Annotated in this window: 10 protein-coding genes; 7 read left to right on the top strand and 3 right to left on the bottom strand. The window is 68.7% G+C overall.

Translation table 11 applies throughout. The annotated features are described in order from the left end of the window. The first annotated feature begins 14 nt into the window (after window positions 1-14). Together HWX07_RS28250 and HWX07_RS28245 are read left to right on the top strand one after the other, a co-directional pair. The gene (locus tag HWX07_RS28250; protein WP_175878518.1) at window positions 15-968 is read left to right on the top strand and encodes an ABC transporter substrate-binding protein; all 954 of its coding nucleotides are present in this window, start codon (window positions 15-17) and stop codon (window positions 966-968) included. Between the two features lie 87 nt (window positions 969-1,055). Further along, complete coding sequence (locus tag HWX07_RS28245; protein ID WP_175878517.1) at window positions 1,056-1,922, top strand: MOSC N-terminal beta barrel domain-containing protein; 867 nt, start codon at window positions 1,056-1,058, stop codon at window positions 1,920-1,922. A 61-nt stretch (window positions 1,923-1,983) separates the two neighbouring features. On the opposite strand, the gene HWX07_RS28240 is transcribed toward HWX07_RS28245, so the two are convergent. The 3 genes from HWX07_RS28240 to HWX07_RS28230 all read right to left on the bottom strand — a co-directional run bounded on the left by HWX07_RS28240 (window position 1,984) and on the right by HWX07_RS28230 (window position 5,437). Then, complete coding sequence (locus HWX07_RS28240; protein ID WP_175878516.1) at window positions 1,984-3,405, bottom strand: sensor histidine kinase; 1,422 nt, start codon at window positions 3,403-3,405, stop codon at window positions 1,984-1,986. After that, complete coding sequence (locus tag HWX07_RS28235) at window positions 3,402-4,076, bottom strand: response regulator (RefSeq protein ID WP_006479157.1); 675 nt, start codon at window positions 4,074-4,076, stop codon at window positions 3,402-3,404. Before HWX07_RS28235 ends, HWX07_RS28240 begins: the two co-directional genes overlap by 4 nt. A gap of 125 nt (window positions 4,077-4,201) precedes the next feature. Beyond that, window positions 4,202-5,437 carry a multidrug effflux MFS transporter gene (locus tag HWX07_RS28230; protein ID WP_175878515.1) on the bottom strand — a complete coding sequence of 412 codons (1,236 nt, stop codon included), beginning with the start codon at window positions 5,435-5,437 and terminating at the stop codon, window positions 4,202-4,204. 101 nt (window positions 5,438-5,538) lie between these two features. On the opposite strand from HWX07_RS28230, the gene HWX07_RS28225 reads away from it, so the two are divergent. The 5 genes from HWX07_RS28225 to HWX07_RS28205 all read left to right on the top strand — a co-directional run bounded on the left by HWX07_RS28225 (window position 5,539) and on the right by HWX07_RS28205 (window position 12,499). Then, a complete protein-coding gene (locus HWX07_RS28225) occupies window positions 5,539-7,020 on the top strand; it encodes a PLP-dependent aminotransferase family protein (protein WP_175878514.1) in 1,482 nt (493 codons plus the stop codon). Between the two features lie 193 nt (window positions 7,021-7,213). Continuing rightward, window positions 7,214-8,314: an ABC transporter substrate-binding protein gene (locus HWX07_RS28220; protein ID WP_175878513.1), complete on the top strand. Its 1,101-nt coding sequence runs from the start codon at window positions 7,214-7,216 to the stop codon at window positions 8,312-8,314. Between the two features lie 108 nt (window positions 8,315-8,422). Next, window positions 8,423-10,195 (top strand): iron ABC transporter permease, encoded by a 1,773-nt coding sequence (locus HWX07_RS28215; RefSeq protein WP_175878512.1) that lies wholly within the window; start codon window positions 8,423-8,425, stop codon window positions 10,193-10,195. Next, complete coding sequence (locus tag HWX07_RS28210) at window positions 10,188-11,255, top strand: ABC transporter ATP-binding protein (RefSeq protein ID WP_023476885.1); 1,068 nt, start codon at window positions 10,188-10,190, stop codon at window positions 11,253-11,255. The genes HWX07_RS28215 and HWX07_RS28210 overlap by 8 nt, the downstream gene beginning before the upstream one ends. A gap of 152 nt (window positions 11,256-11,407) precedes the next feature. Then, window positions 11,408-12,499: a porin gene (locus HWX07_RS28205; protein ID WP_175878511.1), complete on the top strand. Its 1,092-nt coding sequence runs from the start codon at window positions 11,408-11,410 to the stop codon at window positions 12,497-12,499. The last annotated feature ends 37 nt before the right edge of the window (window positions 12,500-12,536 follow it).

The raw sequence follows: 12,536 nt of genomic DNA, 5'->3' as shown, positions 1-12,536 counted from the left end.
AACCGAACTTCACGATGAATCCGACCCGACGCCACTTCCTCGCCCAGGCGAGCGCCCTTGCCACGATCGCCGCCGCGCCGGCCGCCGTGCGCGCGCAATCGGGCGCCCGCCCGCTGCTGCGCGCCGGCGACCAGAAAGGCGGGCTGCGCGCGCTGCTCGAAGCGGCCGGCGAACTGAACGGCCTCGCGTACGACATCGCGTGGACCGAATTTCCGGCCGCCGCGCCGCTCGCCGAAGCGCTGAACGCGGCCGCCGTCGACTGCGGGCCGATCGGCGACGCGCCGGTGATCTTCGCGCTCGCATCGGGCGCCCGCATCAAGGTGATCGGCGCGAACCGCTCCGATCCGTACGGCACGGCCGTGCTCGTGCAGCCCGACGCCGCGCTGAAAGGCGCGGCCGACCTGAAAGGCAAGCGCATCGGCACCACGCGCGGCTCGATCGGCCATTTCGTCACGCTGAAGGCGCTCGACGCGGCCGGCCTGCCGCCCGATGCCGTGTCGTTCCGCTTCCTGCCGCCGGCCGACACGATGCTGGCGCTCGCCACCGGTTCGATCGACGCGTGGGCAACCTGGGAGCCCTATACCGCGCTCGCCGAAACGAGCGGCCGCGCGCGCGTGCTGGTCAACGGCCGCGGGCTGTGGTCGGGCCTCAGCTATCTGGCGGCGACCGACGCGGCGATCGCGTCGAAACGCGACGTGCTGCACGATTTCCTGCGGCGCGTCGTGCGCGCGCAGGCCTGGTCGTACCGGCACGTCGACGCGTATTCGGCCGCACTTGCGCGCATCATCGGCATTCCGCCCGCCGCCGCGAAGCTGCAATTCGAGCGCCGCGGCACGCGCTGGCAACCGATCGATGCGACGGTGATCGCCGAACAGCAGCGCACGGCCGACTTCTACCTGAAGGCCGGGCTGCTGCGCCAGCCGCTCGACGTGCGCACCACCTTCGACACGGGCTTCCCGCTCGCGTGACGAGCACGGGGCGCGCGCGGCCACCCAAACGGCTGCGGCACGATCTGGCACAATCGCGCTTCGATCATCCCGCCTTCAGCCAGCGTCATGCCAGCCATCACCGAACTCTTCGTCTACCCGATCAAATCCTGCGCCGGCATCGCGCTGACGCGCGCGCAACTGCTGGAAACGGGCCTCGCGTACGACCGCCACTGGCTGATCACCGATCCGCACGGGCAAATGCTCACGCAGCGCACGCACCCGCGCCTCGCGCTGCTCCGCCCGACGCTCGACGGCGATGCGCTCGTGCTGAACGCGCCGGGCATGCCGGAAATCCGCACGCCGCTCGACGGCGACGCGACGCCCGCCACGCCGAAGATGGCCGCGACCGTGTGGCGCGACACCGTCGACGCGATCGACACGGGCGCCGACACGGCCGCGTGGCTCACCGAATTCCTCGGCGTGCCGACGAAGCTCGCGCGCTTCGGCCCCGACGCGCGCCGCGGCTGCAACCGCAAATGGACCGGCGAGATCGATACGCATACGCAGTTCGCGGACGGCTATCCGCTGCTGGTGATCGGCCAGTCGTCGCTCGACGACCTGAACGCGAGGCTCGCCGCGAAAGGCGCGCCGGCCATTCCGATGAACCGCTTCCGGCCGAACATCGTCGTGTCGGATCTCGATGCGTACGAAGAGGATTTCGTCGAGCACCTCGATGCCGACGGCGAGACGCCGGTGCGGCTGCGGCTCGTGAAGCTGTGCACGCGCTGCCCGATGCCGACGATCGACCAGGCCACCGGCGCGCCCGACCCCGCATGGCCGCACGAGCCGACCGACACGATGCAGACCTATCGCGCGAACCCGAACTACGACGGCGCGCTGACGTTCGGCATCAATGCGATCGTCGTCGAAGGCGCGGGCGCGTGGCTCGAAGTCGGGCAAACGGTCGAAGCGGAGATCGGCTTCGGCGATTGAGCCGGAACCGAAACCGAACAGCGTCGCCCGCCCCCTTCGCGTGCGGTATCGTCGCGCGCCATCACGCGGCGCGCGGCATCGCGTCGCCCGCCGCCGCCGGCAGCCGGATCGTCACGACGAGGCCGCCGCCTACCGCATCGGTCAGCGTCACGCTGCCCTGATGCACGCGCGCGATTTCCCGCACGATCGACAGCCCGAGCCCGGTGCCTTCCACCGTCTGCGTCTTGCTGCCGCGATGGAAGCGCTCGAACACCGCATCGCGTTCGTCGGCCGGAATGCCCGGCCCGTTGTCGATCACGTCGAGCCGCGCCTGTTCGCCGTCGCGCGAGATACGCACCGTGATCACCGCGTGGTCGCCCGCATAACGGATCGCGTTGTCGATCAGGTTGCCGATCATCTCGCCGAGCAAGTCGAATTGCCCGAGCACGTCGACGTCGGCCTCGTGCTCGAAGCCGAGATCGATGTCGCGCGCGCGCGCGACGGGCGACCAGTCGAGCGTCACGCTGCGTGCGAGCCGGTGCAGCGCGACCGGCTTGTGCGCGACCGCATGACCGCTGTCCGAATCGAGCCGCGACAGCGACAGCAGTTGCTGGACGATTTTCGCGGCCTGCCGCACCGCGCCGTTCGCGCGTCGCAGGTGCACGTTCGCGCGCGGCTGCTCGTCGGGCCGCAGCGCGAGTTCGACGCCCGCCTGCACGGCCGCGAGCGGCGTCTTCAACTGATGGGCCGCATCGGCGAAGAAGCGCCGCCGCGCTACCTGCATCCGCTGCGTGCGGCCGATGTACTGGTTGATCGAATCGACGAGCGGCGCGAGTTCGCTCGGTATCGCGCCCGTGTCGAGCGGCGTCGTGTCGTCCTCGCTGCGCGCGGCGACAGTGGCCGACAACCGGTTCAGCGGCCGCAGCCCGCGGCCGACGCCGAGCCACACGATCCCGAGCGCCAGCACGACGAGCAGCCCTTCCTGCAACAGCGACCCGATCAGGATCTCGCGCGCGAGCGCCTGGCGCGCCTCGATCGTCTCGCCGACCATCACCCACACGATACGCGACTGCGCGGTCGGCACGTCGTGCACCGGGATGCGCAGCGCGGCCATCCGCAATTGCTCGCCGCGATACACGACGTCGTAGTAGCGCGTGACGAACAGCGCGCCGTCGCCCGCGTCGCGGCCCTGCGGTAGCGGCAGGTCCGGATAGCCGGTGATCGTGTGGCCGTTGTCCTCGCGGATCAGGTAGTAGATCTTGCCGCCGTCGCTCGATTCCAGCATTTCGAGCGCGAGATACGGCAGGTCGACCTCGATCTCGCCGTCGTTGAGCCGCACGCCTTCGCGGATCGACTTCAGCGACGACGACAGCGTGCGGTCGAACGCGACGTGCGCGGCGCTCATCGCACGCTGGTACGTGAGCCACGAGTCGAGCGCGAGCAGGCCGAGCAGCGGCAGCAGCAGCCACAGCGCGACCTGCGCGCGCAGGTTCGGGCGGGTCATCCTTCCGCCTTCGCTTCGAGCAGATAGCCCAACCCGCGCAGCGTGACGATCGCGACGCCCGTGTTCTCCAGCTTCTTGCGCAGCCGGTACACGTAGATCTCGATCGCGTCCGCGTTGACCGACTCGTCGAGCCCGAAGATCTTCTCCGACAGCGTGTCCTTGTTGATCGCGCGGCCGTTGCGCAGGATCAGCACCTCGAGCACCGAGCGCTCGCGCGGCGTGAGCGACAGCGGCTCGCCCGCCAGATGAAAGCTGCGGTCGATACTGTCGTACGAAAGCGGCCCGCACTCGACGCGCGAATGCTCGTGCCCGAGGCTGCGCCGGATCAGCGCGCGGGCGCGCGCCTCGAGCTCGGTCAGCTCGAACGGCTTCGCGAGATAGTCGTCGGCGCCGAGATCGAGCCCCTTCACGCGGTCCTCGACCGACCCGTGCGCGGTGAGGATCAGCACCGGCACCGGGTTGCGGCGCGCGCGCAGCCGTCGCAGCACCTCCAGCCCGTCCAGTTTCGGCAGCCCGAGGTCCAGAATCACCAGCGCGTAATCCTGCGTGCGCAGTACGTGGTCCGCCGCCTCGCCGTCGGCCATGTGATCGACCGCGAAGCGCGCGGCGCTCAGCGCATCGTTCAGCGACTGGGCCAGGTTCGGGTTGTCTTCGACGAGCAGCACACGCATGGGGATTCCGGTAAGGTCAGCGACAGCCCGCTACATTACATGATCCTTTCCGTCTCCACGCCTCGCGCAAATACGGGTTGCGCGGGTGTCGCGAAGCCGCCGCCCGCGATGCCGGGGGCAGCCGCTCAGCGCTCGGCAGCCGGCCGGTTGCGCGCCACGATGCGCGCCTCGCCGGTCACGCGCCGCTCGCGGAAACCGGCCACCACCGCGACGAACGCGACGCTCGCGCCGACCGTGACGACGATCATCGGGTGTGCGGTGCCGTCCGACAACCCCGCCAGCACGCCGCCGCACGCGGCCGTGATCGCCATCTGGATAAAGAAGAACAGCCCCGACGCCGTGCCGGCGATCTTCGTGTACGGCTGCATCACCGCGAACTGGCAGGCCGGAATCGCGATCCCGACCGCGATCATCACGACGAACATCGGCGCGACGAGCGCCGTCACCGAAGCCGGCGCGAGCGCGCCGCCAACCCACAGCACGGCGGCGCCGACCAGATTGACGGCCGCCGCCGCCGCGATGACCGAATCGGCCGTCCGGCGCGTGCTGGTCCGCGCGAACGCACTCGAACCGATCAGGTAGCCGAGCACGGTCACGCCGAAGATCGCCGCATAGACCGGCCCGGACACGCCGATGTGCCGCTGGAACAGCGTCGACGATTCCGCGATGAACGGATAGTAGGTGCAGTAAGCAAAGCTGATCGCGAGCGAATAACGCAGGAACCGCCGCTCGCGCAGCAGGCCGGCGTAGGTCCGCTGCAGCCCGGCGCCGGCGGGCGGCCGCGCGTCGCGCTCGCGGGTCTCGGGCAGGTAGCGCAGCACCATCGCGGTCGCGACCAGCCCGCCCGCCGCCAGCCAGCCGAACACGCCGCGCCAGCCGAGCCACTCGGCAATCGCGCTGCCGGCCAGCGGCGCGACCACCGGCGACAGCGCCATGCCCGCCGAAATATGGCCGAGCATCGTGGCCTGCGTCGCGGCCGGAAAGCGTTCGCGCACGATCACGCGGCCGATCACGGTGCCGCTGCAGCCGCCCAGCGCCTGGAACATGCGCGCGGCCATCAGCGCCGGGATGCTGGTCGACCATGCGCAGGCGACGCTCGCGACGACGTACAGGCAAAGGCCGCCGAGCAGCACCGGGCGGCGGCCGTAGCGGTCGGACAGCGGCCCCGACACCAGCATCGACAGCGCATAGCCGACCATGTACAGGGTCAGCGTGAGTTGCAGCTGCGCGTCGGTGCCGTGCAGCGCATCCGCCATCGCGGGCAGCGACGGCAGGTACGCATCGATCGTGATGCGCGGCAGGCACACGACGAGCATCAACAGGAACAGCCAGCCCCGGCGGGGTAGTGAACGCGTCTTCATGCGGTAAGTCCCGATCGGTCGGATGAGTGGGGTCGACAGCAATCTAAGGCGAAAGTGATATAAGCTGAAGGACCATTAAATCGACTGTCGACTGGACCACTATGCCGCGAGGCAAAGCCGCGATTCCGCTGGACCTGCCGCGCCCTGCCGGGCTGTCGGGCGGCAGCCCGCACTCGAAGCAGGAATGCATCGCCGACACGATTCGCGACGCGATCCTGAAACGCCTGCTGCCCGGCGACAGTCCGCTGCCATCCAGCCGCACGCTGGCCGCGCGCTGGGACATCGCGCGCGGCACCGTCGAAGCGGCGTACGACGTCCTGTGCGCCGAGGGCTACATCGCCCGCACGCAAGGGTCCGGCACGCGCGTGTGCGCGATCGTGCCGGACAGCTATCTGCGCGCGGCCGCGCGGTCGCGAGACGGCAGCCCTCTCCCCGGTACCATCGCCCCCCCGGCGCCCACCGCCCCGGCCGAGCCCGAACACGGCGTGCGTCCGGGCGTCCCGTTCGTCGCGCGGCTCGCCGATCCCGGCCTGCTGCCGATGCAGCAATGGAAGAAGGCGCTCGGCGCCAGCCTGCTCGCCGCGACGGCGGACGATCTCGGCGCGACACCGGCACTGGGCGTCGAAAGCCTGCGCGCCGAGATCGCCGCGTACCTGCGGGAATACCGCGGCATCCCGTGCGAGGCCGGCGACATCGTCATCACGACCGGCATCCGACATGCGATCGACCTCGTCGCACGCACGCTGCTCGCACCCGGCTCGACGGTGCTGATGGAGGACCCCGGCTATGCGTCGGCGTGGCAGATCTTCACGATCGCGGGCGCCACCGTGATCGACGTGCCGGTCGATCGGGAAGGCATCGACACCGCATCACTGAATCGCCATCCCGATGCACGCGCCGCATACGTGACGCCGGCCCATCAGGCGCCGCTCGGCGTCACGATGTCGGTCTCGCGCCGGCTCGAACTGCTCGACTGGGCGCAGCGCAACCGCACGTGGATCATCGAGGACGACTACGACGGCGAATTCAGCTACCAGACCGCCCCGCTGCCCGCGCTGAAATCACTCGACGCGTGCGACCGTGTGATCTATTGCGGGTCGTTCAACAAGACGCTGTTTTCCGGGCTGCGCATCGGCTTCATGGTGGTGCCGTCGGCACTGCGGCCGGCGCTGTCCGCCGTGTGGCACGCGACCGCGCGCTCGGTCGGCGTCGCGCCGCAACTGGCACTGGCCCGCTTCATCGGCCAAGGCGATTTCGCGAAGCACCTGCGCGCCGCCCGCCACGCGTACCGCCAGCGGCGCGACATCGTGCTCGACCAGCTCGAGAAACATGCCGGCGGCCGCTACTCGGTGACCGGCGAGCACGCGGGCTTTCATTTCGTGCTGTGGCTGCCGCCCGGCATCGACGATGCCACGTATGTCGCGCAAGCCCGCGCGGCCGGCGTCGAGCTGCAATCGATCCGCGGCTTCTGTCGAAGCGCCCGCCGCGAAGCGGGCGTCGTCGTGGGCTATGCCGCGCTGACGGCCGCCCACGCGCGGCATGGCGGCCGCCTCCTCGGCCAACTGCTGGCCACTTCCGCGTAGTCCGCAACCCCGCGTCGCCCCACCTTTCAAGCCCTGCCGCGCGCCGCGCAACCCGCGGCGGCGGCCGCGTCCACCTCGGGAAATCCATGACACGAACGGCGCGATTGCGAACCGGAATGAAAGCAGGCTGAAAGTGCCCCGCAATTAACATCCGCGTCACTCGAACAAAACCCACGCATCACTGGAGGAAGACATGCCGTTTGCACCGAAGCACCTCGCCGCCGCGCTGGCGATCGTTCTGGGCACTGCCGCCGGCAGCGCCGTCGCACAGGTTCCGGCCGGCTACCCGGGGAACTACCAGGGCGTGATCGACGCCGCGAAGAAGGAAGGCAAGCTGATCGTCTACTCGACCACCGACACGGGCCTCGTGCGTCCGCTGATCAAGGACTTCGAAAGCCTGTACGGCGTGAAGGTCGAGTACAACGACATGAACAGCACCGAGCTGTACAACCGCTACATCAGCGAGAACGCGGCGAGCAGCACCAGCGCCGACGTGCTGTGGAGCTCGGCGATGGACCTGCAGGTCAAGCTCGTCAACGACGGCCTGATGGCATCCTACGATTCGCCCGAAAGCCCGAACGTGCCGCAATGGGCGCAGTACCAGAAGCAGGCGTACGGCACGACGTTCGAGCCGCTCGCGATCGTCTACAACAAGCGGCTGATCCCCGAGAACGAAGTGCCGACGACGCGCGCCGACCTGATCAAGCTGCTCACCACTCAGGCCGACAAGTTCAAGGGCAAGGTCACGACCTATGACATCGAAAAATCGGGCGTCGGCTTCAACTATCTGACCCAGGACGCGCACGTGAACGAGAAGGTCACGTGGGAACTCGTCAAGGCGATCGGCGCGACCGGCCCGAAGCTGCAGTCGAGCACGGGCGCGATGATGGAGCGCATCTCGTCGGGCGAGAACCTGATCGGCTACAACATCATCGGTTCGTATGCCTATGCAAAGGCGAAGAAGGACAAGTCGATCGGCTACGTGTTTCCGAAGGACTACACGCAGGTCGTGAGCCGTCTCGCCACGGTGTCGAAGAAGGCGAAGAACCCGAACGCCGCGAAGCTGTGGGTCGATTACCTGCTGTCCAGGCGCGGCCAGACGCTGATCGCGAACCAGGCGAACCTGTACGCGATCCGCGCGGACGTAACCGGCGAAACGTCGGCCGCGAGCCTCACGAAGGAACTCGGCGATTCGCTGAAGCCGATCCAGATCGGCACCGGGCTGCTCGTCTATCTCGACCAGTCGAAGCGCCTCGCGTTCCTGAAGCAATGGCAGCAGGCGATCAAGCGCTGATGCGCTGAGCCGCTGACCTCGGGCCGCCCGCCGCACCGCGCGCGGGCGGCCCCTTCCCCTTACCGACTTCCTTGAGGCGGCCATCCGGATGGCCGCAGGGGCGAACTCATGCTTTCAACCAGCACACGCGGCACGGCACCGGCCGTCCCGCCCGCCACCGGCCCGCGCGACGCGATTCCCGCGCTGCCGGTCAGCAGCCTGCAGCCGCTCGCCGGCATGCTGCGCTGGATCGTCGTCGCGGTCCTGACCGTCGCGGTCGCGTTGCCGCTCGGCTTCATCCTGTTCCAGAGCCTGCTGTCCGCGCCGTTCTTCGACGCGAACAAGACGCTCGGCATCGAAGGCTTCCGCTTCATCTTCAGCGATCCCGACTTCTGGTCGGCCGTGAAGAACTCGTTCATCATCGCCGGCGGGATGCTGTTCATCTCGATCCCGCTCGGCGGCATCCTCGCGTTCCTGATGGTGCGCACCGACCTGCCCGGCCGCCGCTGGCTCGAACCGTTGCTGCTCACGCCGGTGTTCGTGTCGCCGATGGTGCTCGCGTTCGGCTACGTGGTCGCGGCCGGCCCGGTCGGCTTCTACTCGGTGTGGTTCAAGGCACTGTTCGGGGTGCAGAACGTGCCCTGGAACGTGTATTCGATCTTCGCCATCACGGTGATCGTGGGCCTCACGCACGTGCCGCACGTGTACCTGTATTCGTCGGCCGCGCTGCGCAACCTCGGCTCGGACGTCGAGGAAGCCGCGCGTGTGACGGGCGCCCGCCCGTTCCGCGTCGCGCTCGACGTAAGCCTGCCGATGACGATGCCCGCGCTGCTGTTCGCCGGCGTGCTGGTGTTCTTCCTCGGCTTCGAGGTGTTCGGGCTGCCGCTCGTGCTCGGCGATCCGGAAGGCCACCTCGTGCTCGCGACCTACCTGTACAAGCTGACCAACAAGCTCGGCGTGCCGTCGTATCACCTGATGGCCGCGGTTGCCGTGTGCATCGTCGCGATCACGTTCCCGCTCGTGCTGCTGCAGCGCCGCCTGCTGAAGACCGCGAGCCGCTTCGTCACCGTGAAGGGCAAGGCCGGCCGCGCGACCGTGCTGCCGCTCGGCGTGTGGCGCTGGATCGCGCTCGCGATCGTCGCGCTGTGGCTGATGCTGACCGTGATCGTGCCGATCTCGGGCATCGTGCTGCGTGCGTTCGTGACCAACTGGGGCGAAGGCGTCGCGCTCGCCGAAGTGCTGACGCTGTCGAACTTCATCGAACTGTTCGAGCAGGACAACCTGGTGCGCGCGATCGTCAACACGCTCGGCATCGGCGTGATCGGCGGCGCGCTCGCGATCGGCTTCTACTCGCTCGTCGCGTTCGCCGGCCACCGCCGCCCCGACTGGGCGACCAAGCTGCTCGACTACCTCGTGCTGCTGCCGCGCGCGGTGCCGGGTCTCCTCGCCGGTCTCGCGTTCCTGTGGATCTTCCTGTTCGTGCCCGGCCTGCGCGAGCTGAAGAACTCGATGTGGAGCATCTGGATCGCGTACACGGTCGTGTGGCTCGCGTACGGGATGCGGCTCATCCAGAGCGCGCTGCTGCAGGTCGGCCCGGAACTCGAGGAAGCGGGCCGCAGCGTCGGCGCGACCCGCAGCCGCGTGTCGCTCGACGTGACGCTGCCGCTCGTGCGCTTCGGCCTGCTCGCCGCGTGGCTGCTGATCTTCATGATCTTCGAGCGCGAATACTCGACCGCCGTCTACCTGCTGTCGCCCGGCACCGAAGTGATCGGCGCGCTGCTCGTGTCGCTGTGGGCGACCGGCGCCGTCGACCAGGTCGCCGCGCTCTCTGTCATCAACATCGCGATGGTCGGCGCCGGTCTCGGCGTGGCCCTGCGTTTCGGAGTGAAACTTCATGGATAAGCTCATCGTCGACGATCTGCACCTCAGCTACGGCGCCAACCCGATCCTCAAGGGCGTGTCGTTCGAACTGAAGGCCGGCGAAGTCGTGTGCCTGCTCGGCGCGTCGGGCAGCGGCAAGACTACGCTGCTGCGTGCGGTGGCCGGCCTCGAACAGCCGTCGGACGGCCGCATCCAGCTCGACGACCGCGTGTTCTTCGACGGCGCTCGACGCGTCGACCTGCCGGTCGAACAGCGCTCGCTCGGCCTCGTGTTCCAGTCGTACGCGCTGTGGCCGCACCGCACCGTCGCCGACAACGTCGGCTACGGCCTCAAGCTGCGCCGCGTCGCGCCGGCCGAACAGAAGCGCCGCGTGCAGACCGCGCTCGACCAGCTCGGCCTCGGCCATCTCGCCGAACGCTTTCCGCATCAGCTGTCGGGCGGCCAGCAGCAGCGTGTCGCGATCGCCCGCGCGCTCGTCTACAACCCGCCGGTGATCCTGCTCGACGAGCCGCTGTCGAACCTCGACGCGAAGCTGCGCGAGGAAGCGCGCGCGTGGCTGCGCGAGCTGATCGTGTCGCTCGGGCTGTCGGCGCTCTGCGTGACGCACGATCAGACCGAAGCGATGGCGATGTCCGATCGCATCCTGCTGCTGCGCAACGGCCGCATCGAGCAGGAAGGCACGCCGGCCGAGCTGTACGGCGCGCCGCGCTCGCTGTACACCGCCGAATTCATGGGCAGCAACAACCGGATCGACGCGCGCGTCGCCGCGATCGACGGCGAATGCGTGACGCTCGCCGGCGACGGCTGGCAACTGCAGGCGCTTGCCCGCGACACGCTGGCACCCGGCCAGGACGCCCAGGCCGTGATCCGTCTCGAACGCGTGCAGGTCACCGATGGCCCGGGCGCGAACCGCCTGCAGGCCGACCTCGTCACGTCGATGTATCTCGGCGATCGCTGGGAGTACCTGTTCCATTGCGGCGAGATGCGCCTGCGTGCGTTCGGCCATGTACCGCGCGCGGCCGGCAAGCACTGGATCGAATTCCCGACCAACGACTGCTGGGCGTTCGCGAAAGCGGGCTGACCCAAGCGCGGCGGCCAGCGTGCCGCCGCCTGTCACTCCACGCAGCCGCCTTCCTGCCCGGCGGACGCTTCCCGGCGCCCGCCGCGGGCAATTGCGCGGTTGCGCGCCGTATCCGTTTCACCCAACCCACAAGAACCAAGGAGACACCGTCAATGAAGTCACGCGCAGAACGTTCGATTCGAACAGTAGTCCTCACCGGTTCGGCCGCGGCCGCCTGTCTCGCCGCGCCGGCCGCGCACGCGCAGTCGTCGGTCACGATGTACGGGATCATGGACGCCGGCATCGAATTCACGAACCACGCGGCGCCGGAAGGCGGCAATTCGGTCAAGCTCAAGTCGGGCAACAAGAACACGTCGCGCTGGGGCCTGCGCGGCGTCGAGGATCTCGGCGGCGGGCTGAAGGCCGTGTTCCGGCTCGAAAGCGGGATCGACCTCGCGAACGGCGCCTCCGACGACGGCCCCGACTCGATCTTCGCGCGCCGCGCGACGGTCGGCCTGAAAGGGAAATGGGGCGAGCTGTCGCTCGGCCGCAACTTCACCGTCACTTACGACTACATGCTGCCGTTCGACCCGATGGGTTACGCGCAGAACTACTCGTGGGCGACCTCGTCGATGGCGACCGGCGGCCGCAAGGACGGCCTGTTCACGCGCTCGTCGAACGCGGTGCGCTACGACGGCGAATTCAGCGGCTTCAAGTTCGGCGCGCTGTACGGTTTCGGCAACGTGCCGGGCAGCATGAAGACCAGCTCGAAATACGATTTCGCGGTGGGCTACGAGACGGGGCCGTTCGCGGCGGTCGTCACGTTCGACCGGCAGAACGGCGCGGCCGACAGCGTCACGCCGGCCGATACCGTCAACTACATCCAGGGCATACACGCAGGCCTGAGCTACGACTTCGGCAACCTGAAGACGATGGCCGGCTATCGCAACTATCGGCGCACGTTCCACACCACGGCCGCGAACCAGTTGAGCGACATGTATTGGCTCGGCGGGTCGTACCAGTTCACGCCGACGTTCTCGCTGATCGCGGCCGTCTATCACCAGAACATCAAGGGCGGTACCGATGCCGACCCGACGCTGGTGTCCGTGCGTGCGCAGTACGCGCTGTCGAAGCGCACGGTGCTGTATGCGGCCGGGGCGTTCGCGATCGCGAAACATGACCAGAAGGTCGGCGTGTCGCGCGACTTCGCCGGGTATGGCACCACGCAGGTCGGGGTGACGGCGGGGATTCAGCAGCGGTTTTGATCGTTGCGACGTGACGGCGGTCGGAGGACGCGGTGTA

Source organism: Burkholderia sp. BCC0097, from assembly GCF_902832985.1.
Classification (GTDB): Bacteria; Pseudomonadota; Gammaproteobacteria; order Burkholderiales; family Burkholderiaceae; genus Burkholderia; species Burkholderia orbicola.
The sequence above is the reverse complement of the archived record's forward strand: the minus strand, read 5'-3'. Positions and strand labels throughout refer to the sequence as shown.